Origin of the sequence: Chryseobacterium sp. PTM-20240506, from assembly GCF_048296755.1 — a bacterium.
Classification (GTDB): domain Bacteria; phylum Bacteroidota; class Bacteroidia; order Flavobacteriales; family Weeksellaceae; genus Chryseobacterium; species Chryseobacterium proteolyticum.
In genome coordinates, this window is the sequence record NZ_CP182581.1 from 2,561,683 (window position 1) to 2,587,908 (window position 26,226).

The 26,226-nt window shown below is 31.9% G+C and carries 21 protein-coding genes and 1 other RNA gene; 10 read left to right on the forward strand and 12 right to left on the reverse strand.

Going from position 1 to position 26,226, the window contains the following annotated elements; all coding sequences use genetic code 11:
* Nucleotides 1–25 precede the first annotated feature (25 nt).
* Complete coding sequence (locus ACNFU2_RS11365; protein ID WP_418121705.1) at nucleotides 26–781, forward strand: hypothetical protein; 756 nt, start codon at nucleotides 26–28, stop codon at nucleotides 779–781.
* A gap of 126 nt (nucleotides 782–907) precedes the next feature.
* Nucleotides 908–1,310: a transfer-messenger RNA gene (ssrA, locus tag ACNFU2_RS11370) on the forward strand.
* Between the two features lie 247 nt (nucleotides 1,311–1,557).
* On the opposite strand, the gene drt3b is transcribed toward ssrA, so the two are convergent.
* The 9 genes from drt3b to ACNFU2_RS11415 all read right to left on the reverse strand — a co-directional run bounded on the left by drt3b (nucleotide 1,558) and on the right by ACNFU2_RS11415 (nucleotide 13,543).
* On the reverse strand, nucleotides 1,558–3,831 hold the full coding sequence (gene drt3b / locus ACNFU2_RS11375) for an antiviral reverse transcriptase Drt3b (RefSeq protein WP_418121707.1): 2,274 nt from the start codon (nucleotides 3,829–3,831) through the stop codon (nucleotides 1,558–1,560).
* Nucleotides 3,828–5,384 (reverse strand): antiviral reverse transcriptase Drt3a, encoded by a 1,557-nt coding sequence (gene drt3a, locus ACNFU2_RS11380; RefSeq protein WP_418121709.1) that lies wholly within the window; start codon nucleotides 5,382–5,384, stop codon nucleotides 3,828–3,830. The genes drt3b and drt3a overlap by 4 nt, the downstream gene beginning before the upstream one ends.
* A 182-nt stretch (nucleotides 5,385–5,566) precedes the next feature.
* The gene (locus tag ACNFU2_RS11385) at nucleotides 5,567–7,009 is read right to left on the reverse strand and encodes a hypothetical protein (RefSeq protein ID WP_418121711.1); all 1,443 of its coding nucleotides are present in this window, start codon (nucleotides 7,007–7,009) and stop codon (nucleotides 5,567–5,569) included.
* Between the two features lie 42 nt (nucleotides 7,010–7,051).
* Nucleotides 7,052–7,660 carry a hypothetical protein gene (locus ACNFU2_RS11390; protein ID WP_418121713.1) on the reverse strand — a complete coding sequence of 203 codons (609 nt, stop codon included), beginning with the start codon at nucleotides 7,658–7,660 and terminating at the stop codon, nucleotides 7,052–7,054.
* A 102-nt stretch (nucleotides 7,661–7,762) separates the two neighbouring features.
* Nucleotides 7,763–9,394 carry a hypothetical protein gene (locus tag ACNFU2_RS11395; protein ID WP_418121715.1) on the reverse strand — a complete coding sequence of 544 codons (1,632 nt, stop codon included), beginning with the start codon at nucleotides 9,392–9,394 and terminating at the stop codon, nucleotides 7,763–7,765.
* A gap of 181 nt (nucleotides 9,395–9,575) precedes the next feature.
* Nucleotides 9,576–9,773, reverse strand: a complete 198-nt coding sequence (locus ACNFU2_RS11400; protein WP_418121716.1) for a hypothetical protein — start codon at nucleotides 9,771–9,773, stop codon at nucleotides 9,576–9,578.
* A 235-nt stretch (nucleotides 9,774–10,008) separates the two neighbouring features.
* Nucleotides 10,009–10,182: a hypothetical protein gene (locus ACNFU2_RS11405; RefSeq protein WP_418121718.1), complete on the reverse strand. Its 174-nt coding sequence runs from the start codon at nucleotides 10,180–10,182 to the stop codon at nucleotides 10,009–10,011.
* A gap of 183 nt (nucleotides 10,183–10,365) precedes the next feature.
* Nucleotides 10,366–11,115, reverse strand: a complete 750-nt coding sequence (locus tag ACNFU2_RS11410) for a hypothetical protein (RefSeq protein WP_418121721.1) — start codon at nucleotides 11,113–11,115, stop codon at nucleotides 10,366–10,368.
* 442 nt (nucleotides 11,116–11,557) lie between these two features.
* Nucleotides 11,558–13,543: a hypothetical protein gene (locus tag ACNFU2_RS11415; RefSeq protein ID WP_418121723.1), complete on the reverse strand. Its 1,986-nt coding sequence runs from the start codon at nucleotides 13,541–13,543 to the stop codon at nucleotides 11,558–11,560.
* Nucleotides 13,544–14,020: 477 nt separating this feature from the next.
* On the opposite strand from ACNFU2_RS11415, the gene ACNFU2_RS11420 reads away from it, so the two are divergent.
* Nucleotides 14,021–16,252, forward strand: coding sequence for a reprolysin-like metallopeptidase (locus tag ACNFU2_RS11420; RefSeq protein ID WP_418121725.1), 2,232 nt, complete (start codon nucleotides 14,021–14,023; stop codon nucleotides 16,250–16,252).
* A 139-nt stretch (nucleotides 16,253–16,391) separates the two neighbouring features.
* Here ACNFU2_RS11420 and ACNFU2_RS11425 read toward each other — a convergent pair whose 3' ends face one another.
* Together ACNFU2_RS11425 and ACNFU2_RS11430 are read right to left on the reverse strand one after the other, a co-directional pair.
* A complete protein-coding gene (locus ACNFU2_RS11425; protein WP_172280699.1) occupies nucleotides 16,392–17,201 on the reverse strand; it encodes a helix-turn-helix domain-containing protein in 810 nt (269 codons plus the stop codon).
* An 86-nt stretch (nucleotides 17,202–17,287) separates the two neighbouring features.
* Nucleotides 17,288–18,184 (reverse strand): oxidoreductase, encoded by an 897-nt coding sequence (locus ACNFU2_RS11430; protein WP_411252046.1) that lies wholly within the window; start codon nucleotides 18,182–18,184, stop codon nucleotides 17,288–17,290.
* 209 nt (nucleotides 18,185–18,393) lie between these two features.
* On the opposite strand from ACNFU2_RS11430, the gene ACNFU2_RS11435 reads away from it, so the two are divergent.
* From ACNFU2_RS11435 to pyk, 7 genes are all read left to right on the forward strand, one after another.
* Nucleotides 18,394–19,218: an SDR family NAD(P)-dependent oxidoreductase gene (locus tag ACNFU2_RS11435; protein ID WP_306614964.1), complete on the forward strand. Its 825-nt coding sequence runs from the start codon at nucleotides 18,394–18,396 to the stop codon at nucleotides 19,216–19,218.
* A gap of 89 nt (nucleotides 19,219–19,307) precedes the next feature.
* Nucleotides 19,308–20,201 (forward strand): helix-turn-helix domain-containing protein, encoded by an 894-nt coding sequence (locus tag ACNFU2_RS11440; RefSeq protein ID WP_273649623.1) that lies wholly within the window; start codon nucleotides 19,308–19,310, stop codon nucleotides 20,199–20,201.
* Nucleotides 20,202–20,500: 299 nt separating this feature from the next.
* Complete coding sequence (locus ACNFU2_RS11445; RefSeq protein WP_002976354.1) at nucleotides 20,501–20,740, forward strand: acyl carrier protein; 240 nt, start codon at nucleotides 20,501–20,503, stop codon at nucleotides 20,738–20,740.
* Nucleotides 20,741–20,772: 32 nt separating this feature from the next.
* Nucleotides 20,773–22,017 carry a beta-ketoacyl-ACP synthase II gene (gene fabF / locus ACNFU2_RS11450; RefSeq protein WP_172280707.1) on the forward strand — a complete coding sequence of 415 codons (1,245 nt, stop codon included), beginning with the start codon at nucleotides 20,773–20,775 and terminating at the stop codon, nucleotides 22,015–22,017.
* 9 nt (nucleotides 22,018–22,026) lie between these two features.
* Nucleotides 22,027–22,788, forward strand: coding sequence for a ribonuclease III (rnc, locus tag ACNFU2_RS11455; RefSeq protein ID WP_172280708.1), 762 nt, complete (start codon nucleotides 22,027–22,029; stop codon nucleotides 22,786–22,788).
* Complete coding sequence (locus ACNFU2_RS11460; protein WP_172280710.1) at nucleotides 22,766–23,239, forward strand: IPExxxVDY family protein; 474 nt, start codon at nucleotides 22,766–22,768, stop codon at nucleotides 23,237–23,239. The genes rnc and ACNFU2_RS11460 overlap by 23 nt, the downstream gene beginning before the upstream one ends.
* A complete protein-coding gene (gene pyk / locus ACNFU2_RS11465; RefSeq protein ID WP_172280712.1) occupies nucleotides 23,232–24,677 on the forward strand; it encodes a pyruvate kinase in 1,446 nt (481 codons plus the stop codon). The genes ACNFU2_RS11460 and pyk overlap by 8 nt, the downstream gene beginning before the upstream one ends.
* Before the next feature lie 137 nt (nucleotides 24,678–24,814).
* On the opposite strand, the gene ACNFU2_RS11470 is transcribed toward pyk, so the two are convergent.
* On the reverse strand, nucleotides 24,815–26,107 hold the full coding sequence (locus ACNFU2_RS11470; RefSeq protein ID WP_273649625.1) for an aldehyde dehydrogenase family protein: 1,293 nt from the start codon (nucleotides 26,105–26,107) through the stop codon (nucleotides 24,815–24,817).
* Nucleotides 26,108–26,226 lie beyond the last annotated feature (119 nt).

The window sequence follows — 26,226 nt, forward strand, 5'->3', positions numbered from 1 at the left end:
AAACACAGTTTAAATAACAAAAAACATGAAAAATTATCTATCCTTAAAAGCTTTGCCTTTAGTTTTTGCTTTGACATTTCCTGTAATAACCCTTGCACAGGTTGGCATTAATACAACAAATCCCAATACTAATGCCGTATTGGATGTAAATTCGGCAAACAAAGGACTTTTACCTCCCCGGGTTGCTTTAACAGCCACCTCCCAGCCCGCTCCTCTTACTGCACATGTAGCCGGAATGGTAGTTTATAATACAGCTTCTGTAAACGGACTATCTCCTGGTCTCTATTTAAATGACGGAACAAAATGGGGCCAATTGAATGTAGTTTCAGAAACGGAAGGTACCGTATTGACTAAAGTAAAATACAGAGGTCGAAATCTTGACACCAATGGATATGATAAACCAACACTCAAGGTTCCTTCTATGAATATGGAGTTCAGATTTGCAACAACTTCCGGATCTACTTATCTTGAAGTAAGATTACTGTCAGCACCTGCAGCTACAATCACCTACTATGCAAATGAGCTATGGTTTGGAAACAGTACAAATGGAGGCAAACAATCAGTTACCTTTACTACAGCAAACTGGGACACGTGGTCCAGAAGTCTCTCCAATGGAGTTTGGAATAATTCATGGGGGTATCAATATCAGATCTCCACAGGCAGTGGCGTAGTACCGGGAAGCAATGACTTATTAGCAGGAAATTTTTATGGTTTTAATAATTATGCAAATGGTGCAGGCCCGGATAATGAGATGTATGTACTCGCATTTGAACAGTATTAATCTGTATAACTTTATTAAAATATATTACAGTGCCGGAAAAATTTCCGGCATTTCTCATACAATAGAGTTTATGAATATGAAATTTATTTAAACAAAAAGTAGTATCTTTGCACTCACTTTATTCATGGGGTTGACTGGTTTCGACAGCAAGATCAATGGGTAAGTAAGCATGCAGAGAACCGTAGCGCGATCTCTATAATCCCTTGCTACAAAATTTTAACTGGCAACGAAGAGTTCGCTCTTGCAGCTTAATATCGAAGTTTAGTAGATTCAAGCGCTTTCCCGAAGATTTTAGTAGGGAAGCAAGATATTCCACAAATGCTCTGTTCTGCGGCGTTTGATCCTGGGATATAGGAATGCAGAAATAAGGTTTTAGATGCTTTGGCTAAAACTCGAAAACCTCAGAAGATAAGCTGGAAGTTGGGTGTCTGCTCTCTGCCTCCAGTCGAAAACCAATAGTAGAATAAGCATGTAGAAAGCTTATGTATTGCTTGTTTGGACGAGGGTTCGAATCCCTCCAACTCCACAAAAACAAAACCTTAAATTGTTAAAAATTAACAGTTTAAGGTTTTTTATTTTTACTAATTGTACGATTATTGTACGGTGAAATTTAAATCCTAAATCTTCATTAAAAAAAATAGGACAGAGACTCTACCCCTGCCCTTAAAAACTATTAAAGTTTTATTGGAGCTTGTGTGTGTTAGTTACCAAATTCAACTAAAAATTCAAGGCTTTTAAGAGTTATAATTAGCTACCTAATTACTTGCTCCATATTCTTAGTAAACACTATGCCCCCTTTTAGTGTTTAATTCAATACCTATATCATTACCTTTCCAGCTGTAAAACCAGTTAGGATAATTTTTCTCTAAATTATCAACAATAATATCTTTCTCACTTGTAGTTGTATTATTATCAAAAAATCTAATTTGATCTAATATTTTCTTTCTAAAATTTTTAACCTCAGCATCAGTACTTGCAATATACGGGCAAGTTAAAATATCTATGAGTAAAAAAATATCTTCCGCTTTATTATTTTCAAATTTAGCAAATTTTTTCAAAATAATATCCTGTAAATCCTTTCTTATTATATTATATCTAGGTTCTCTTTGGATATGATTTAATAATGATATAATTGTAAAATAATTCAATTTTGAGTTTAATATTTTCTTGTTTTTAATATCAAATTTAGAAATATTAAAATGTTTTTCTAAAACTTTTTCTTCGAGATTATAATGCTTTTGACCTAACTCATTAATAATTGGCAAAAGGTATAAAGTTTCAATTTCGGCATATTCAGAAGAAGCACTTTTCTTAAAAACAATCAATATTCCATCATAAATTTTTTTAAATAGTTCATGTTTTTTATCAAAATCAAATGCAAAATATTTCATTTCGCTTGAATACGCTCCAGTTAATTTAGAAATATAAACTTGCTTTGTCTTTTCCTGATTCTTAACGAAATCAATAATTCTAAATAATATATGACATACTTTAATAGAATGTGTGACTCTAGGTAAAACAGAATAAATAAAAAAGGTTAAATCTATTATTTCATTAAAATTATTAAACAATTGTTTATGAAATATTTTAATCTTTTTTTCTTGAAGCTTTATGTTTTCTAAAACCGATTCTAACTCCTTATCTAAATCATCGCTATCATCGTTTTCCAATTGATTTAAAACCATTCTTTTATGACTATAAAATTCTAATAAGGTTTCTTGTTCATTTTGAAACTTATTAATCATAGCTTTCAGTTTTCTGAATATAACAGATAAAAAATAATTTTGGAGATCTTTGTAACTTGTATTTGTATTTGCAAGTAAAACTTTATAATTTGTTATAATATCACTGGCTTTAAAATATTTTATTCCAATTTGATTTTTTATTTCCCCATCATAAAGTTGAAAAATCATAGAATGCTCTATTAATTTCCGTATTTCTTCTTTTGCAATTGTAATATTTGTAATAATTGGCTTTGGAAGAATTTTAGTTTTTGATTCGTTAAAATATAAATTATATTCCTGAAGTTTCGTTTTATAGATACTTAAAATCTCTTTTTTAATATTTTCATCATTATAGAAAACAAAAAAGTCATCAACATATCTAAAAACATCATAATCATCTTTATACTTAAATCCTTTGTTAAACAGTTCTTTTTCGACATTTTTATCAATCCTTTGCAAAATCAATTCTGCAAAAATCCTTGAAAATTCTGGACCAATAACAATCCCATTAGTTTCATTATAATTCATCTGCTGCATTACTTTATCGAACTTTCCTCCAAATGAATCTTTATTTGGGCTAAGGTTTTCTTTCACTATTCTTTTATTAAAAAGAGCCCAAGGCATAGTATGAGTATAAATACTATCAAAACATCTTGAAATATCAAATTTTAATAAATTATCAAATTTTTTTTCTGCTCTATGATATTCAAAAGATTCATAAAATTTATGAATATTACTAAAAATCTTATATGAAAAATATGTTTTAAGACTTGTATATTCTTTGTCACTTGTTTCAATAATTTCAACTTCTGAATATTTGGCTCTTTTTGAACTGTTAGTCGAATCTTTAAAATATTTTAATGAAGATACCCGATCTGGTCTCCTTAAAGAAAACCGGCTTATAGTACTACTATATAAGATTGAACTTTTATATTTATCATAAAACTCAACCAAAGAAAGTTGATTTATTGGATGAATAACTGTAAGCTCTCTAAAATCAGTATCTTTATGTGCAATTCTAAATTTAAAAGGTATTGTAACTAAGGATTTGTCTAAATCTAATTTAAAATAATCATAAGTAGGTTTATTTTTATTGCTTTTTTTATTGGGGGCAATGCCGAAAACAATGGCTACAAGTTTCTCTAAAATAGAATTATTGTCTTTTTTAAATCGCAATTCATTATTGATAAGACAAATTTTATTGTTTATTAAAAAATTATAAAAGTATCGGTTAGAGAAAAATGGTGGAACTTCATAAGGCAGAATATCGGACAATACAACTCTTTCTTTTTTATACCCAATATTTTTAGCTAAACTTTTTTTCATACTTTCCAAATTGAATTAATTTCACTTAAACCGAATTGCAAAATTCCAGTGTTAGCTCTATTATTTACATTGGTTCTTTTACAATTATGATTTTTATATTTCTTGCTACTCAATGGAGTTAAATAAAATTTTTTATGTTTAAAACCTTTTATAAAACAATATCGTTCTACTTTAATTTTCTCCTCGATGGTAAGACCACTTCTTGCTATAAACCACTTTATCCTATTTTGTAGCAATTCTAGTGAACTCATACTATTTAAAAAGGGATTAGAATAATAAATACCAACAAAAACTTTATCTTTATTATTCCGTAGCTTGGTATTGGAGGTTAAATAATTTAACCTTGCACATAATAGTTTTAAAGCATACTTTCTGTCATGGTGCTTCTTTTTATTAAAATGATTAAAGGATAATCTTATCTTTTCGTTATATTTTTTAATCTTATTTTCAGATAATTGAATACACAATTCATGCAACGCCTTACCATCTGCAACTTCTACAATACCACCATTTTGATTTTCGGTCTTTTTGTATATTTTTTCTTTTGTTCCAATTTTATATCCTAAAAAATTAATGAACTTTGGATTTACTTTACTTTGCTTTTTTTTGTAAACCTTATCTAGATAATGATGTTCTTCGAGTGTAATTGATTTTATCCCATCAATTAAATTGTATTCATTTGTTTTTTCATCATTGATTTTAAAATCATCTCCAGCCTCTTCTTTTATGATGCTTTTCATCTGTTTTAGATATTCTCTAAAATAAACATTTCCATGATTCTTTTCTGGAATAAAAACAACTATTATATCATCAACATAACGAGCATAATAAACTACATCATCAAGTTCCCTAATTCTATTATCTATTCTTCTCATAAATAATTCGGCTAGATAAGCACTTATACCAATTCCTCTAGGAACTCCTTTAGCTGTATCTTTATTTCTCTGACCTGTCAAGGAATTATAACTATCAAATATTTGATTTATGTAGTCTTTAGTCTTGATACTTAAAAGATAATCTTCATTAATTTTTTGTAAAAGCAATTTTTGAGGTATCGACTCATAAAAACTTTTAATATCTGTTCTTATAACATACTTAGGAAACTTATCTTCAAGTAAATTTAGTAACTCATTTAAAATCGAATACCTCGAAGCTTGTTTTACATCATAAGTACTGTTTACATTTTTCTGAATTTTTTTCGAAATAAAAAAATTCTCAGCATTTTCCTCAAATAAGTAGGTTCTTTTACCATGCACTTTACCTATTGTTAAATTGATTTTATGCTTTTTTGTTGTTTCAGAAATAGTTTCTAAAATTTCGGATAAAATTATCTCCCTTGATTTTTTAATTTCTTTTCTATCCTTATATAGAATTTTCTTCCTATCTAAATCAGTTTCATTCTGAATTTGTTTTCCAATAGCTTTTAATTCTTCTGTTTTTACTATCGATCGCGCAAAGTTTGTTTGAAATCTTTTTTCGATATTGACACCTTTACGATTTTCCATGTCAAAAATTTCATAAAAGGCTTTTGATGAGAAAGATTGATCCAGCATTTGTTATTTTGTTCTTTCAGGTTATTATTTCTATTTTAACAATTATAAAAAAAATATAGGGAATATCAATACGTATTTTCCCCTATATTTTTGACAAATATCAATAATAAACATTAAACAAATCATCAAGGCTATTTTCTTCAATAATAAAATAGTAAATATTTACACTGAAAAAAAAGTGTTTAATCACTAACCTTTCTGTAGTAATCTTCTCTTACAATGTAGGTAGTTTCTTTTTCAAAAATCTTAGAAAAATTCAATACATATCCATCGTATCCAATAAACTTTAAAATTAACATATTTATAATTGTATAAAACCGAACTGATGCATAATACATATCCCTATCTTTTTCATTAATATTTCTATGTAAACCTAAATTCCTATAGTCAGGGATACGTCCATGTAAAAAATCATTTCGTGAGTTAATAATTTTTATATCTTCATCTAACAAATTAATTTTAAGTATTTTGAACGGTAATACCAGCTTTTCTTTATTGGTGACTTGATTAATATTATCAAGTCTTACTTTTAAGGTTTTGTTATCTTTAAAAAATTTATTATTCTCATAATTTTTTAAAACCTCTAATAATTCCGTCCTAAATTTTTTAGCTTCCGCTTTTGATATAATAGGATTTAATTTCTCATCCTCACGTCCAACTATAATAGAAGATAGAGACTCTAAAATTATTGAATATCCTGCTGGTCTGAGTAACAAACTTGATTCACTTGATTCAAGCATCAATAGTAGAATTGCTAAAAAATCATCATTCTCTAATGTTATCTTATATAATTTTGAAAATTCAGCAATTGACAATGTTCTAAGCTTATATTTTTTATATATGTACTCTGCTTTTCTTTTATTTATAGTAGTTAACCAAGCATAAGGATTTCTATTTATTGGTTGCATAAAATTTTTAATTTCTCCACGTTGAGTTTCAAAACAAAAACTATTAAAATTTTTTCTTTCTATATTACCATAAGAAAAAAAGTACCCTCTATTTCCAGCGAAATTCCCTATAATATATCCTAGTGAAACTCTCAAGGCAAATATTTTTTTGGAAAACTCTCTAAAAGCCTGTTTTTTATTAGATTCAAATATTAGGTAACATTTTTGAGTTTTTCCCTTTTTAATTTCCTTTTGCTGTACAAAAATTTTCTCGTCTTCTACCTCAATACTAAATCCTACACTTGACCAATCACTAAACTCATCCTTATAAAAAAATGGAGCTAGTTGATAATTAAAATTTATCTTGTTTTCTAAAGGAATAATAAATTTAAAATATTGTAATTTCGATTTTGAAAATGACTTTTCATAGATATTGTTTGTGAATCCTTTTACAAAGTTTCCTAAAAAAAGATTCTCAAATTTAAGATGTAATTTACCTGATAAAAAAGAACCTTTTTTAATAATATTCCCTAAATCATAGGTATTTTTTTTAATGTTTAACTTTAACTCATCAAATTCAAAACTAAATTCATTATTTTCTCTTTTAAAAATAACATCATCTACTCCATTTATAGACTTGACATTAGATTTTATTTTTCCAAACACCTTTATTTTATCAAATTTTTCAATAAAATCTATTGGTTTTTTATTATAAAATAATGGGAGATTTTTTTTCATATTTAAGATTATACTGAATATTGTAATTAATATATGATAGTATTATTGGACTTTTAATTCAACACGATAGAACTTATTCTTAAACATTTCATTCCTAATTCTATACATATTTCTGTAACTATCTATGCCTTTATATTCCAAATTACCATTCAAAGGACCTTCTTTTTCAATTTTCAACTGATAACAATTTATAACAGGGATAAATCGTCCAAACATATTTTTTAACTGGATTTTTAATCTTTCATTGTCTATCTCTAATATTTCAAAAAACAAATCTATTTTATCCTTTGGAAATTGGAAGCGTCCCATAGGAAATAACTCAATAGTATTAACATTTTTATAATTTGAAAAACCAGATTCTTTTTCTACTTCATCCAATTCTAATAATTCAGTTCTCATTTTTTCTATTTCAGCAATATTTTTATCAATTTTTTCCTTTGCTGTTATAATAAAATTTGTAAAAGTCCCCCCATTTTTTGTATAATCTATTCTCCTATTAAAATCCTGATTAGCATATTCAACTTTGTATTTCTCCAACAAATTGATTATCTCTGAAATTTTTTCTTCATTTTCTAAATTTTGATAATATTCAAGTAATACGGTTAACACATAAAGTTCATTTTCAACATGATTTATTACTTTAAAATTCATCTATACTGTGCTTCATAATTTAAACTTAATTCTACTGTTACACTTTAGGTTTATTCTTAAAGTAAATAATAAAGTCTTTTTTATATTTCATTACTCTTGCTATTAATTTCCAATTTTAAAGTAGGGATATTTATAAGTTTTGAATTGTCCAGGCTCAAACTCCATAGTAATATCAGGATATACACTTTTTCCTTTAATGTAGCGTTCAAAATTTTCAATAGCAATAGTCAAATAGCTGCTACAAAACATATAAAATGTTGGAGTATTTATTAGAAACATCCCTTTTACATTGTAAGTTGTAAAATCTATATTTGAATTATTTAAAATTTTAATGAAATGTTGATTTAAAATTGAAATGTTATTGTTAATCCAATCAATTTTTCTTTGTAATTGAGGTTCATACTTTTTTACAAAATTTGTAAAATCCTGTCTAAATCCAACAGCTTCATATCTAGCTTTATTATATTTTGAATCTGCAACAATAACTTCTTTTCTTATTTCGTCAATAAATATAAAATCTATTTCTCCACAAACACTATTGTCAATATTGACATTATTATTTGTTGATGTTTTAAGGCTTTTAATATTTCTTGCAAACAATATATTATTGGACTTTAAGTATTGTTCGATTCTATCTTCTAATAATTTATCATGTTCATTTCCTTTTTTACTGATATATTTTTGAAGACATTTATTTTCTCTCCATTCGAGATTTAATGTATTCCATTGAATAGCGTTCGTTGATAAAACATAAATTGATTCTGAGAATTTATCTTCAGAGGTTAAGAGTCGTTTTTCATTATTAATATTATATATTAAAAAAGGTCTATAAAGAAAACGTTCTGTAGCATAAGGTTTTAATATTGTTTCTTTTATAGATAAGCAATTCCTTTTTGACAATGATAGACCTTCGTAAATATTTTTACTATCAGAATCATCTAAATTATTAAATATCAATTTCAAATTTTCAGGTAAAACATGAGGTTCAATAGTTTGGCATGTATTGGCAGAAAAAAGATTTTTTATGTAAAAAGTGATACCAAATGCTTGATCATAATTTATTCCGTAACATTCTTCAAGTTTCTGCTTCAATTCAATAACCCCGTTGTCATCAACTATTCCAGTTTCGTAACCTTTCGAGAAAAAAGACATTAAATGCTGATATAATGCTCCATAATTATTTTTCCAATTGATTATAATATCATTTTCTGCAAAACTTATAAAATATGCACCATTTAACATTCTATGAAAAGCAATATTATCCGCTAAATTATATAACCACATTCCAAGATAAAATAATCTTTGAATAGTTTCATCATAATGCACTACTAGTCTTTCATTTAGTGTACCCCATTCCATATCAACATTACAACCTTGCTCGAGAATTATTTTCAAAATTCTGCGATATGCAGCAAAATGATATTCATCAATTAAATTGAAAAGATCTAATTCTCCAGTTCTTTCCTTTAACATAAGTTTTAAGGAATCTTCATGTAATCTGAAAACATAGCAGTAAAATTTGAAATTATCAATATCGAAAATGATTTCTTCAATTTTTTTTGTAAAATATAAAAAGCAATCATTTAGAAATTCATCAACTTTCTCAAAACCATCAATGATAACATTTCCATATTTTTCAATTACCAATTGGCTTAATTCCTCCCAGTAGATTTCTTTATATGGGATATATTCATAAGTAATTACTAAATGACCTTCAATATTGATTTTTGACATACTTTATTATTAATTAGCCACGAGCTCATGTATAATTCTTGAAATTCTTTCATCCGATAATCTTTCGACAGTTGATCCAGGTATATTTTCTAAAAGTACTTTAAAGTTGAATTTTGAAAACAATTCATTATTTGGCATTCTACTAAAATAGATAATAAAGCAACTTTTAATATTTCTTTAATTATTTGCATTCTAATGAACTTAATGATTTATTTCCTTTTATATAATCCTTTATCTTAACCCAATCTGGTCTGTATGTTTTTGGTGGCATGATTGTAGCTCCATTATCTTTTACAAATCTCTTTAGCTTAGTTAGCATTCCCTTCCAAAGTTCATCAGCTCCATTAAAAGCAGGATTCTTTTCTGGTGGAAAATGCATTAAAAATAGGTAAATTTACTCTATCAACACCTCTTGTGTAAATATACATATCTTGACCTGACATATAATAACTAAAGAATCTATAACCAGACACTGGATGTTCACTATCCAATGGACTTGTAATTGTTGTAAATACCCACGCATTAGTACTCACTCCAGAGCATATTACTGTACCGTTATTATGACCTACTATTACTGGAATATAAATACTGATGAGTGCATTTAAAGGATTTGCTTAATTCCACAATGCAGTATCATTAACCACTAAGTTTGTATCTACAACAGGCGTAAACTTTTCCGCGAAATTAAGATGTAGCCTGAAATAATCAAAAAATTCCTTTGGTGTAAATTTTTGAGTAGTACCAGGCTTATTGGGTAAATTAGATATTTTAACAGAAAATAAGTCCATATTTAATGATTTACCCTTTGCATTATCTAAATTTTGAGAGGCTTTTGATAAAAGTTGAAATAAAAACCTTTACCAATTTGGTAAAGGTCAATTGTAGTTTTATATTAAGTAAGATAATTATATAATTAAAACAGGAAAGCACAGTGGGTTACTTCATATTAATCTAGATATCCAAAAAATAATTTATTTAATTAGATTCTTATAAAATCCTTCAATTATATTTCCTTTTTCCTTTATTTTTTTATCCGAATTTAGAATACCCATTGCAAAGCTTGCTCCAATTGGTGTATACCCTAGATTTAAACAAGCTTTATTAATTAAAGTTGCTTTTAATATAGCAGCATAAGGGTCTGGTAATTTATTATGTTCCTTATAATTCTCTATAATTGTTAAATATTTAGGATTATTAAGTTCATTATTAATTTTATCAGCATCAGCTTTTGTTTTTACTTTTTTTAACTTTAGTGACTCTTTCATATATGACAGTTTATAGAGACTCATTTCAAAATTATTTTCTAATTGAATTGTATCTGTCTTATAATTAATCATTGCTTCTTTTGTTAAATGAGAAATATCCCTTATAATTGAATACTCATTTATATTTTTCTTTTTATAAATTGAAATACTAAATCTATCTATTGGGTAATGGTCTGTTGTTAATGGAATGCTATCAAGACTTTCTAATTTTACCACTAAATAATCTGGTTGTTTTTCAGCTATATCCCATATTTTATAATGACCTTTATACTTATTTATATCAATTTCATCAAAAGATTGCAGAGAAAATGTTGTTGATGTGTATAATGTGTCATGAGATTGTTTATAAACGTGCATTTCATCAGGACCAATAAAATAATAAGGCTCTTTAAATAATTGTGAATTTATTGAATAAAATAGGCCTAATAAAAAAAAAAATAAAAAAAACTTTTTCATAAGAATCGTACTTAGTTAAAATATTTATTAAAAATATACCAATTTACTAGTCCCAAAATTCCAACTATCAGTAGACAAAAGAAATCTATTTGAGTATTAAAAAATATAATTGCAACATTATAAATTAAAAGTAAATATAAAACTTGTAGGGATATTGTATTACTGAACTTTCTAATTATAAAAAATAAACAAATATATAAAGGTAAATAAACGCTTAAACCTATAATTAATACTTCATATAAAGCAAAATAATAAAAATAAAATTTTAATGTTGAACTTACGAAATTTAAAGGATTAATAAGAATTAAACTATCGTATTCTTTATTCGACGAATTAACAATTATTCCAAAAAATATTTGAAGAATATTTTTTGTGAAAATAAAAACAATTGTTGCTAATAATAACTTAGGTACATTTTCAATAAATTTCATAGACTGAAGAGTTAAGGGCATCCTAAACTTGATATAGGGGCATTATTTTTTAAATAGTTTTTAATCTTCGCATAAGCAGGCCTATATGTTTTTGGCTCTAACTTATTTGCCAATCCTCCATTTTGAGGTGAATTAATATAATTCTCTAATTTAGTCTGCATACCTTTCCATAATTCATCTGCTTTTGAAAAAGCAAAGTTTTGAGTTAAATATGTAATGGTTGCATTACCTATTGGCTTTGTAAATCTATCAACTCCTCTTGTGTAAAGATACATAAAACCATTATTATCTATAAAATAACCAAATAATCTATTTCCACTTACAGGGTGCAAGCCATCTAAATGCAATGGTGCTTGAATTGTTGTGAAAACCCAAGCCTGAGAATTGTAGCCTGAACAAATTACAGTTCCATTATCACCAGGGATTTCAATATGAATTAAAGCTCCTAATGGATTGTTTGAAAACCAGAGGGCTGTATCATTTATCCCATATGAGGTATTTACAATAGGGGTGAAACTTTCAGCAAACTGATTTATATTTTTTCTAAAGAAGTCAAAAAACTCGGAAGGAGTATACTTTTGATTTGTTCCTGGTTTAATTGGCATATTTGTTATTCTTATGGGAAATAGATCCATATTGATGTTTGAACCTGAAGCTAGGTCTAGATTTTGTATTGTAAATTCATCCTGATACCAATTTGTATTACTATTTATACTTTTCAGTTTGTCTTTTATACTTTGGGGAATAGGATGGTTAGCTACGTTTTTCCAATCATCTAATTCACCACAAGGAATATCCACGAGTAAGTTAGGGTTTTGTGTTAGAGCATTATCTAGATCCTTTAATCTTGTTTTAAGTTGTTCCCAACTAGTATCAGGATTTTGAATAAGAAACTCAAGTGCCCAACTTACAAATTTATCTTTCTCTATGCCAGACATGGATGCATTTGCCGGATCCCTGTACCAACCTGCCAGTTGATTCAGCTTTTCAGTAAGAAAAGCATCACCACCGTTAATTTTAAAATAGCCTTTTATTGTTAAAAAAGTGTAAAGATAAGCACTCAGCATACTCACTTTTGGATTTAAGGTCAGTAGGTAAGCTTGAAGCTGAATATTAAGCTGTCTATTTTCTTGACATTGAACATCATTAGCTTCACATACGTTATATGCTTCTCCAAAATTTTGAAATATAAATGTGTTATAAAGATTTTCAGGAAGCGTGGTATTTCCTCCTCCCGTAATTCCACCTCCTCCAGAACCTCCTCCATTAGAGCCTCCAGGACTTGTTCCAGGATTTGAACCTCCAGGAACTGTTCCTGATGGAACACAATGGGTATCATCTACAGACATTACAATAATCTGGGGTGCTGATGCTCCTGTTAGTTCGCATTGACTTGGATTAGTATGATGGTCAGAACTTACACAAGGAATAACTTCGTAATTTACAACTAAACATCCTATATATTCAGAGTAAGTGTATCCACTTCCTTTATTAGAATTATTTGAATTAACATTAAGATCATTAATTTTGTAAATACTTACTTTTCCTTTGATATCTTCAGGTTTAGCAGCATTTTGGAAAGTTTGTATTTCCTGTTTTGAAAGATGATATTGAATAAGGAAACCCGAATAACTTCCATCAGTTTTTTTTCTTATTACAAGATTTTCAATATCCTGAGAGGGAGAGATTCTATTAACCTCGAATGTGTATGTAGTAGTGCCACTTTTTTCTATCACTCCAGCATAATCTGTCATAATAACTGCTCCATCTAAAATAGGATCATTACTTTTGTTTTTAGGATTAGCTCCAAAAAGTTGCGTTTGTATTCCTGAAAGTTTTGACCAGAGCACTTCATCTTTTTTTATTTCTCCTCCATTGATTACATAATTCTTAGAAGTGTTGTTTTGAGATTCCTGATCAACATACAGACTTTCCTGCCTACATCCAAAGAATAAAAATACTGAAACTATCAGTAATAGAAATTTGATTTTTTTCATCCGTTTTAATTATTAATTTTAAAATCTTGCAAATTTAACATTTTTTAGCATTTAAATTCACTTTAAAAAGATTTAAATGAATTACATCATGATTTTAGTCGCTAATTTTCAAATTTTTACATTTTATATAATACAAATATATTATAGCGTAGCGACGGAACTTGTCGTGTTAAATTTATAATTCAAATAATACAATAGAGGCCGGAAATCTTTGCTATATGAATAGTGTTTTGACAGATTCTGATTATAATGGCGAGGCTTTTTAGTAATGCAACGGGAAAGGTGTCAAGTTTAATACCTGATATTAACAGATTAGATAATTCTTTGTATTTTCCTTATAATTATTCCAAATATTTAATTAATTTTATAGTTATTTGTATTTTGAATTATTAAAATTAATTTAATAGAGATTTTCATTTTTTTTTATTTCCACAAAGCTAATAAAACCGAAACATCATAAAATTAAATATATAAATTATGAAAATTAAACAATTATTTTATCTGGGAATCTTTATGCTTTCCATTTCCCTGGGGAAAGCACAGGATTTTTTTACTACTATTAGTGAAAGATCCATTAAAGCAGATCCTAAAAGCAGAACGGTACAACCTGAAAAGTTCCTTACGTACAGCCTGGATGTCAATGGCATAAAGAGCTATTTCAGTACTGTTCCTGAACTAAAAGACAATGACCCTAAAGACAAAGCACCTATCATTGTCCTTCCAATGCCAGATGGTACAAAAGCAAAATTTAAAATCTGGAAATCTTCAGTGATGGCTCCCGAACTTGCTCAGAAGTTTCCACAGTTGGTTACCTTTACAGGGCAAGGAGTTGACGATCAATACGCTACTATAAAGCTGGATTTTACAGAGCTTGGATTTCATGCTCAGATAAAATCGATTGTAAATGGAGATACTTACATTGATCCTTACGCAAAAAACAACATCAACAATTATATCATTTATAAAAAAAGTGATCTGATTGACAGAAAACCAAGAACTTGTGCAACCAAAGACGAAGATATTGTTCCTGAAAAAAAAAGCGTACAAAAAAGCGTTACTCCAAGCGTAGGTACTCAAATTAGAATTTTCAGATTTGCAGTAGCCTGTACCGGTGAGTATGCCCAAGCTGCAACAGGATTAACATCTCCCACGGTTGCTCAAACTCTTTCAGCTATTGTTACCTCAGTAAACAGGGTAAACGGAGTATACGAACAAGAGGTTGCGGTAAGGCTCATATTAATTCCCAATGAAACTAATATCATCTTTACAAATCCAACAACAGATCCTTTTACAGGTAATGATGACGCATATACTTTGATTGATGAAAGCCAGGCTCAGATTGATGCATTAATAGGCAATGCCAATTATGATATAGGACATACTTTCAGTACCGGAGGTGGTGGACTTGCCGGATTAGGAGTAATATGCAGTACAGGAAATAAAGGAAGCGGAATTACCGGATCTTCTAATCCTGTAGGAGATCCGTATGATATAGACTATGTTGCTCACGAAGTAGGACATCAGTTTGGAGGGCCACATACATTCAATGCAACAACAGGAAGTTGCGCGGGTAATCGAAGCGCTTCCAATGCTGTTGAACCAGGAAGTGGTGTTACCATCATGGCTTATGCCGGTATTTGTGGGGCAACCAATAATCTGGCACCTAATAGTATTCCTACTTTTCATACCAAATCATTTCAATCAATCACTACAAAAGTTCAATCGACAAGCTGTCAGGTAACAACTCCGGTTACCAACACAGCACCTGTGGTGAATGCAGGAAACGATTACACAATTCCTAAAGGAACTCCGTTTAAATTAACAGGTTCTGCTACAGATGCGCAGAATAATGCGCTTACTTATTCATGGGAACAAAATGATGTAGGACCGGCAGGAAACTGGAATGCACCAACAGGTAATGCTGCTATATTCAGATCATTTTTACCGGTAACAGTTCCATACAGATACTTTCCAAAACTTACAGACGTAATCAACAACGTTACCACCAAAGGGGAAATCCTGCCTTCATATGGAAGAACTATGGAATTCAGATTAACAGTAAGGGATAATAACGCAGGCTGTGCCGGAGTTGCTAATGATGACGCCATTATAACAGTAGATGGAAATTCTGGTCCGTTCACTGTTACAGCACCTATGACAGCCGTAAACTGGACAGGTAACTCCACCCAGACCATTACCTGGAACGTAGCAAACACGACCGCTGCTCCCGTGAGCTGCGCTAATGTGAGTATTTTACTTTCAACAGACGGAGGTCTTACTTACCCAACGACGATCGTTGCTTCTACCGCTAACGACGGTACAGAAACAATTACTATTCCTAATGTAAATACAACACAAGCCAGAATTATGGTTGCGGGACAAGGTAATGTATTTTATAATATCAATCCCGTAAACTTCACCATTACTCAGAATCTGGCTGTCAATGAAGTAAATGGAACCAAAGATGCATTTGTAGTGTATCCTAATCCAAGTAAAGGAATTCTAAATATCAGGTTTACCAACTCTAATGAAAATTATGACATCATGATATATGATACGAGTGGAAGACTGGCATTCAGTCAATTGAACAATACATTAAATGCTGGTAAAATCGGCACTTTCAATTTAACTCACCTCATGACAGGAGATTATCTTATTAAGATTAAAACCAGAAATATAGAGAAAACCGTGAAATGGGTTAAAGAATAAAAAAGAGCTTACTCTGAATTTAGTATAAAAGGTTGTTTTCATTGTAAAACAACCTTTTGCATTAAAAAAATAACTGGTATTTAATTCCGGTGATTACTAACTAAAAAGGCCTGAGTCAATTAGACTCAGGCTTTCTATCTTAAAATCCGCCAATTTTACTCGGCGATAATCCATACTGTTTTTTAAATGCAAATGAGAAGTGAGAAAGATCTTCAAAACCGAGATCCATATAGATATCCGAAGCCATTCTTCCTTTTTCAGCAAGAAGATAATGTGCTTCCTGAAGTCTTTTTTGCAAGAGCCATTTTCCAGGAGTTTTTCCAAATATTTTTTCAAAATCCCGCTTAAAGGTAGCCAGGCTTCGTCCCGTGAGATAAGCAAAGCGGTCGAGATTTACATTAAAATGATAATTTTTACTCATGAACGCTTCAATATCTATTTTTCCAGGCTCATTAAAATCAAATAGAACATCTTTTAATTCTGGATTTTCCTGAAGCAACAGAAGAATTGCTTCTTTAATTTTGAGTTCGACCATTCGTGGATCTGAAAGCTGCCCGGACTTCTGGTACATCATCAGAGCATCCATATATGTTTTCAGTTGAGGGCTGGAGTCAAACACAACTAAAGAGTTCGTAGAACATTTTTTTTCAGAAGCCACATCATAAGCAAGACTGAAATCCTGCAAGGTCTGCTGGTCCAGATGAATGGATAATGATTGGAATTCACCACCGGGAGGGGGTTGTTTCGTAAACTTTAAAAGTTGATTGCGCTTCAGAAAACGTATGGAACCTTTTTCGGATCGGTAGTCATTGACCCCATCACTTAAAATTAAATCTCCGGCAACCTGATAGCTGATTACATGATCGGATACAAAATGCTCTCCCTGCCTGCTCAACTGAACATAACAGGAATACACAATATTTCCGTAATCTTGTCTTGTGGTTTTCATTCCATTACAAATATAATAAAGGATCTTCAGAATAAATTAATAAATAAGTGCAAGTATTTCTCTTGCACTTATTGAAGATTTGGACATTAATCCAAACGAATTCCTTTTTTAGCTAAAAACTGTTTCCCTTCTTCCGAATGCAACACATTTACCGCTTCATCATGATCGGTTGAAATACTTACATCGCGCCATTGCTCAAATTCTTTCTTCCTGTTTTGATCTGCACTTTGAAGGATAGCTGCAGCTTCACTTCCTAAAACCAAATGCATGGGTGGTGAAGGATGATCAACCAGGTCAACCATTACTTTTGCAGCCTTTGCCGGATCACCCATCGGAAGAAATTTTCCGGAAGTTAAATATTCTTTGATGCTGCCTACTGTTTCTTCATAACCCTCCACATCTTTAGCAAAACTCATAGAAGCTCCGGCCCAATCAGTTCTGAATCCTCCGGGCTCAATAGAAGTCACTTTAATTCCTAAAGGCAAAACTTCCTTGCTTAGAGACTCTGAAAAACCAGCGAGACCAAATTTTGCCGCCTGGTAAATAGACAAGCCAGCATTCCCTACTCTTCCTCCTACTGAGCTTATTTGCAAAATATGTCCGGATCGTTGCTTACGCATATAAGGCAATACTGCTCTTGTCACCTCAATAGGTGCAAATAAGTTAACTTCCAGCTGGCTTCTCACCTGCTCATCAGTAAACGCTTCTGCAGCTCCTGTAATTCCAAAACCGGCATTATTCACTAAAATATCAATTCTTCCAAAATGATCAACCGCTTCCTTAACCGCTGAATAAATCTGCTCCTTTACCTGAACATCAAGTTTTACTAATAATAACTGTGAAGAGTATTCCTCTAATAAACCTTTTAATATTTCGGGGTTTCTGGCTGTAGCCACCACGTAATCTCCATGTAATAATACTGCTTCCAAAAGACTTTTTCCAAGACCTTTTGAACTTCCTGTTATAAACCAAACTTTTTTCATTGTCTTTTATTTTAAATTTTATTGAGACAAAGTTCCACCAAACCGATAACATTCATTTTGTTAAAAAGCTCAAATGCACTTTGTTAAAACAATCATTTATTCCCATTCCCATTGCATGTATTTTTGTGCTATTATTCAGCTGAAATGAGCTAGTTATCTACACCTCCCCTCAATAAATTTGTATCCTTAAATAATGTAAATACAAAATCATGAGTAAAACAATTTTTATTACAGGAGCATCCAAAGGGTTTGGAAAATTATGGGCACAAGCACTTTTAGAACGCGGAGATAATGTGGCAGCCACTGCCAGGAATATTTCTGCCTTGGATGATCTTAAAAAAAAATATGGAGATCAGATTCTCCCATTAAAACTGGACGTAAACAACCGTCAGGATGTTTTTGATACTGTAAATACTATAGAAAAACACTTCGGAAGTATTGACGTTCTGATCAACAATGCCGGCTTTGGATTATTTGGGACAGTAGAAGAAACTACAGAACAACAAGCCAGAGAACAAATGGAGACTAATTTCTTCGGTTCACTATGGGTAACCCAGGCTGTATTACCAGTAATGAGAAAACAGAAAAGTGGTCACATCATTCAGATTTCCAGCTTCCTAGGCTTGACTACATTACCTTTACTGGGTCTCTATAATGCTTCTAAATTCGCAATTGAAGGATTAACTGAAACTATAGGAACGGAAACAGCCCATCTGGGAATCAAAACGACATTAATAGAGCCCAACGGATATGCTACAGACTGGGCAGGAGCTTCGGCGGTACAAACTCCATCTGATATTTTCGATTACAACCCTGTAAGAGAAGAATTCGCCAAATCCGGAGATAATCCTGACATCTGGGGAAAACCAGAAGCTACAATACAACCTATAGTAGATATTATTGATTCCGTAAACCCACCAAAACGTTTACTGCTTGGCAAAATAGCATACCACACAATGAATCAGGTATACAGAGACCGCCTTGAAGATATTGAAAACTGGAAAGAAGTAAGCGTTAGGGCACACGGCTACTAATAATATATTGTACCTCTTAATTGACAAATTCAATAATCTGCAGATAGATCCTGTCTGCAGATTATTGTAAATTAGTTTTTTGAAATCTGATGAAACATTATAATACTCTTACCGAACTTCATTCAGAAAGCAACTGGGAAGCTCCACAGCACCCTCTTTTGGGCATCGTGGGATGCTTATCCGGATGCACGATGGGAAACCGGGAGTTCACCACAGACTGTTACATGGTCGCCTTCAAGAAAATCAAATCCGGAATTTTTATGTACGGACGTACACCTTATGATCATGACAATGGCTGTCTTTTTTTTACAAAACCAAGGCAGGTCATTGAGATGAGAGACCTGGAGTTCGAGGAACAAGGATTCATGTTGCTCATCCATGAAGACTATCTTAAAGGACATGAGCTGCATAAAGCTATTGAACAATACAGCTACTTTGATTACGAAGTTACTGAAGCTCTTCACCTTTCTCCAAAGGAAGAGCAAAATATCATTGAACTTCATGATAAGATTAGTAATGAATATAGAAACAACCCTGATGAATACAGCAGGGAGATTATATTAAGCCACCTTTCAACAATTCTGAAATACGCACAACGGTATTATAAAAGACAGTTTATAGAACGGGAACAGATCACCGGAAAAATGGCATCAAGATTTAATGATGCTCTAAAAAATTATATCCATAATGGCCATTTAAAAAAGGATAGCGGACTACCCAATGTCACCCAATTGGCCAGCCAGCTTTCTGTTTCCCCCAGATACCTGAGTGATCTTCTAAAACAGGAAACAGGTAAAACAGCCATGGAACTAATCCACATCTTTTTGATTTCAGAAGCTAAAAACCTTTTAAGACTGGGTGAAAAAGGCGTTTCAGAAATTGCCTATGAATTAGGATTTGAAAATGCATCTTATTTTACCCGCCTTTTTAAAAAGCAAACCGGAATGAAGCCTTTAGAATTTAAAAAACTGCAGATTAATTAATCTCAACTATTCTATAAAACTTCAGTCTCTCAGAATAACAATAAAAGCTGAATATACAGCATCAAAAGAACGGAATTCCATACCTGGATAAATGCATAAGTTTCAAAACCATGTTGTTCACTCTATGATTAATTTCATCTTCTGCTGAGCATACTAATTATAAACACCTGAAAACGAAAACACTATATCCCCTCCTGATAAAATACGGATAGTCTATCCACAAAAAAGACTAAAAAAATGTTTTATCGTAAAGAATTTTATATATTTGCACCATCTAACAATTAAAAAAATAATTTACTATGTCAGACATTGCATCAAGAGTAAAAGCTATCATCGCTGATAAGCTTGACGTTGAAGAAACAGAGGTAACTCCTGAAGCTAGCTTCACTAACGATTTAGGAGCTGATTCACTGGATACAGTTGAACTTATCATGGAATTTGAAAAAGAATTCAATATTCAAATCCCTGATGATCAAGCTGAAAAAATTACTACTGTAGGGCACGCTATCGCTTATATCGAAGAAGTAGTAAATAAATAATATTCTTCAACAAAGGAAAATTTAAAAAGTTTATGGAATTAAAAAGAGTAGTTGTAACCGGTTTTGGAGCAATAACACCGATTGGAAATAATGCGAAGGAATACTGGGGAAATCTTGTTAAAGGTGAGAGCGGTGCAGCTCCGATTACTCTTTTTGATGCCACAAACTTCAAGACAAAATTCGCTTGCGAAGTCAAGAATTTCGATCCGTTGCAACATTTCGATAAGAAAGAAGCAAAAAAAATGGACCGAAATACCCAGCTTGGGCTTGTAGCTGCAAGAGAAGCTGTAGAACATTCCAGAATTATCGAAGATTCTGTTGATAAAAACAGAGTTGGTGTAATCTGGGGCTCCGGGATCGGTGGTTTGGAAACTTTTGAAACAGAAGTTTTAGGATGGGCGAATACGGATATTCCAAGATTCAACCCCTTCTTTATTCCAAAGATGATCGCGGATATTACGCCTGGACACATCTCTATTGAGTATGGTTTCCACGGACCTAATTATACTACTGTATCTGCGTGTGCTTCTTCTGCAAATGCACTAATCGACGCTAAAATGCTAATCCAATTAGGAAAAGCAGATGTTATTGTATGTGGTGGCTCTGAAGCCGCTGTTACAGCGAGTGGTGTGGGCGGATTTAATGCTATGATGGCACTTTCAACAAGAAATGATGATCCGAAAACAGCTTCAAGACCTTTTGATAAAGACAGAGATGGCTTTGTATTGGGTGAAGGAGCAGGATGTATTATTCTTGAAGAATATGAACATGCAGTAAAAAGGGGCGCAACAATTTATGCAGAATTAAAAGGAGGCGGTCTGAGTGCAGATGCACATCACATGACAGCACCTCATCCTGAAGGTTTAGGAGCTTATCTGGTAATGAAAAGTTGCCTGGAAGATGCAGGGTTAACTGCTGATGAAGTAGACCATATCAATATGCATGGTACGTCTACTCCATTAGGAGACATTGCAGAATCCAACGCAATTTCAAGATTACTTGGAGAGCATGCTTACGACATTCAGATTAATTCTACAAAATCAATGACAGGACACCTTTTAGGGGCTGCCGGTGTAATTGAGGCTATTGCTGCTTTAGGAACTATTATTCATGGTATTGTTCCTCCTACCATTAATCATTTTACTGATGATGAAAATATCGACAGCAGACTTAATTTTACATTTAATGAAGCTGTGAAAAAAGATGTAAAAGTAGCCATGAGCAATACTTTTGGATTTGGTGGGCACAATGCCTGCGTTCTGTTTATGAAAATCTAAATTTACTGAATGGAGTTACAGAAATACTTTTCTAAATTCCTTCTCAAACAAAGAAAAAGAAAATTATCGGAGAGAGACTATTTCCTTAGTACCGAGCTAAATAAACTGCTGGGTTCTGAGATACAAAATGTTGCGCTTTACCGGGAAGCTTTTTCTTTGAAAAATTCTTCTAAAAATCAAGACAGCAATTACGAAAGACTTGAATTCTTAGGAGATTCCGTTTTGGGTACAATTATTTCTTGTCATTTGTTCCAGACTTATCCTCAAGCGAATGAAGGATATCTTACACAAATGAAATCTAAGATTGTTAATAGGAAAAATCTTAATAAATTAGGGGAAGATTTAAAGCTTACAGACCTTTTAATTAAACAAAATTCTGTAGCTTTAGGTGAAAATATCTCCGGAAATTTATTTGAGGCATTAATCGGTGCTGTTTATTTAGACTTCCAATATGACACCTGTAAAAAGATCATTTTGGAACGTTTGCTGACGCCATCTGAAATTAATAAGCTCGAAAATAAAATTGTGAGCTATAAAGGCCTTCTTCTGGAATGGAGCCAGAAGAAAAAAGTAAATATAAAATATGAAACCTGTGAAGAAACTCAGGGGAATAAATCAATCGTTTTTCGTTGCCACGTCTGGCTCGGAGAAGAGAAGATAGCCAATGCCACTGAAACTTCAAAAAAGAAAGCCGAAGAAAAAGCAGCACAACGAGCATTTTATATTTTAAACAAAAAAGAGAACATACTTGGAAATTCAAAAACTTTATGATCACGACGATATAGAATTTGAAGATATTGCCATCGGATTGGTAAGATTAGCAAAAAATGTATTCGATCATGAATTTTTTTTCAAAATAAATCAAAATAACGATCTTAAATTTTCAAGGATAGACGACCTCGTCTTTCACGGATCATATTATGACTATTATTTTTCAAGATTCGAGGGTTATCACAAGTTTTCAAAGACTTACTTTACTTTCATTTCCAACAAATCCTGTGAAAGTAGACAAAAAAAAATACAAACTGAGCTCTTCGCAGAAGAAGAAAATATTAAATTTTTATTAAATAATCAGGTAGATGTAGAATATATTCTGCATAGTTCGGAACAATTTCCTGATTTTTCCGTAATTTTGCTCCCTGAAAATCTTGTGTTTCCAATTCAAGATTACACATTGAGTTCTGAAGAGGAACTATATCAAATTATCCAGTATTATGAATAAGTATTTAAAGAAGACAAAAATTATTGCAACGCTTGGCCCTGCATCATCATCTAAAGAAGTCATGTTAGGACTTATGAAAGCAGGAGTAGACGTTTTTAGAATAAATTTTTCACATGCAGATTACGACTTAGTTCGAACTAATATTGATATCATTAGAGAACTTAATAAGGAACATGGCTACTCTGTAAGTATTTTAGGAGACTTACAAGGTCCTAAATTGAGAGTGGGAGTCGTAAAGGAGGGATCATATCTTAATCCTGGAGATATTTTAACCTTTACGAATGAAAAAATTGAAGGGGATTCTACAAAAGTTTATATGACTTATCAACAGTTTCCTCAGGACGTAAAAGTGGGGGAAAGAATCCTTATCGATGACGGAAAGCTTGTTCTAGAGGTTATTGAAACCAACGAAAAGGACACTGTAAAGGCCAAAACCATACAAGGGGGACCTCTGAGTTCTAAAAAAGGGGTAAACCTTCCTAATACGAATGTATCTCTTCCTGCCTTAACGGAGAAGGATATCCAGGATGCTAACTTTATGCTGGACATGGAGGTAGATTGGATTGCTTTATCTTTTGTACGTCATGCACAGGACATCATCGATCTTAAGGACCTTATTGCCAAGCATCCGAACGGTAAATTTAAAACACCGATCATAGCTAAAATCGAAAAACCTGAAGGGGTAAAAAATATTGATGAGATCTTATTGGAATGTGATGGATTAATGGTTGCACGTGGTGACCTGGGAGTAGAAGTTCCTATGGAAGAAGTTCCCGCGATCCAGAAAAACCTGGTTGAAAAAGCAAGATTCTATTCCAAACCGGTTATCATTGCCACTCAGATGATGGAAACCATGATCAATAGCTTAACACCAACAAGAGCTGAAGTAAATGACGTTGCCAACTCCGTATTGGATGGTGCTGACGCTGTAATGCTTTCAGGAGAAACTTCGGTGGGAAGATATCCTATCCAGGTAGTTGAGAACATGGCTAAAATCGTTCAGAATATAGAAAAAACAAATTTCTATCAGCACAAAAATGAGCCTATCGAAAAAGATTATAATTGTATTGACGAAAGGTTTATTACCAACAGGGTATGCCTTGCCGCAGTTAGAATTGCTAAAACAACAAATGTTACTGCAATTGTTACTTTAACACACTCCGGTTATACGGCATTCCAGCTTTCAGCCCACAGACCTAACTCTCATATTATTGTGTACAGTGGTAATAAAAGAGTAATTACGATGCTTAACCTTCTTTGGGGTGTTCATGCTTATTATTATGATATGAACAAATCAACGGATGAAACAATTATCCAGGTTAATATGCTTACACATAATTACGGATATATTGAAAGCGGGGATTTTGTAATCAACATCAATGCAACTCCGTCATATGAAGGAGGAAAAACAAATACGCTGAGATTAACGACAGTATAATAAAGTAAAGGCGAAATCGCAAAAATGGCGAAACAGCTTTTCAAATTGATATAAAAAAGAGCTCCTGAAATGTTCAGGAGCTCTTTTTATAATTATAATTTAGTATTAAAATCTTTAATACATCTACTGTTCAAAAATCAATTTCCCACAATTGTCTTCGGAGTAACAAACTCTTTTAATGCAATTAAAGAAAGCTCAGTACCGTATCCTGATGCTTTTGTTCCCCCAAAAGGAAAACGGGGATCAGAACTGGTCATTCTATTGATATTGACAGTCCCGGATTCCAAATTTTCAATAAAAAACATCTGACGGTCTGCATTTTGTGTCCAAACCGAATTGGAAAGTCCGAAAGGGATATCATTTGCCATTTGTAAAGCCTCATCATCATTCTTAGCAATCATCACCATACCTAATGGTCCAAACAACTCCTCCTGTAAAATAGGATTACCTTCCTGTACTCTTATTAGTCCAGGATTGAATTCATGATCGGAAATCCTTTCAAGAGGGATAATAATTTCTGCTCCGTTTTCTAAAGCTTTATTAAATTGTTTTTCAAGATCATCAGCCAGATCAGGTCTTGCCATACCGCTGATCTTTGTGTCTTTATCCATCGGATCAGCCGGAACAAATTTTTTGTACTCCTCTATGAATTTCGGTAAAAACTCATCCTCAACTTTCTCATCAATAATGAACCTTTTAGCAGCAACGCAGGTCTGTCCGCAATTTTGAAGTCTTGCCTGAGCTCCTACTTTTGCAGCTTTATCAAGATCAGCATCATCCAGAATGATAAAAGCATCGCTACCTCCCAATTCAAGCAAAGATTTCTTAATATTCAATCCTGCAATAGAGGCCACCTCCCCTCCTGCTCTTCCACTTCCGGTTAAGCTTACTCCTTTCACGGCATCGTGTTCCAGGATTTCTTTCACTTCCTTATGTCCCACTTCTAAATTCTGGAAAACTCCTTGTGGAAAACCAGCTTCCAAAAATACCTGCTCTATGGCATTACCACTTCCAAAGCAGATGGAAGCATGCTTCAACACAACAGTGTTCCCGGATAAAATAGCCGGGGTTGCAAATCTTAAAACCTGCCAGAAAGGAAAATTCCATGGCATCACACCAAGAATCACTCCCTTCGGAATATAATGGACTTCAGAAAACTTATATTCAGATTCTATTTTTTCCGCCTTTAAAATATTTTCAGCCTCCGCATAATAATTCATCATTAATGCAGATTTCTCTACCTCAGCAATTGATTGTGAAATGGGCTTATTCATTTCCCTTGTAATGATCTCTCCGAATTTTTCTGAATTCGCTTTTAGCACCTCCGCAGCTTTTGCAATTAATTTTTGCCTTTCTTCAAAGGGCACTTTTTTCCATTCTGAAAAAGCCTTATCTGCAATAATAAGTTTATTTTCAATTGATTGTTCCATAATGTAATTTTTGTTTCAAATTCAAAATAAATGAATTAGAATGCTTTACCGTAAAGCATGGATGAAAGCAACAAATTTTGTTCCTTTAAGCAAAATAAAATAATGATTTTCTCTATTAA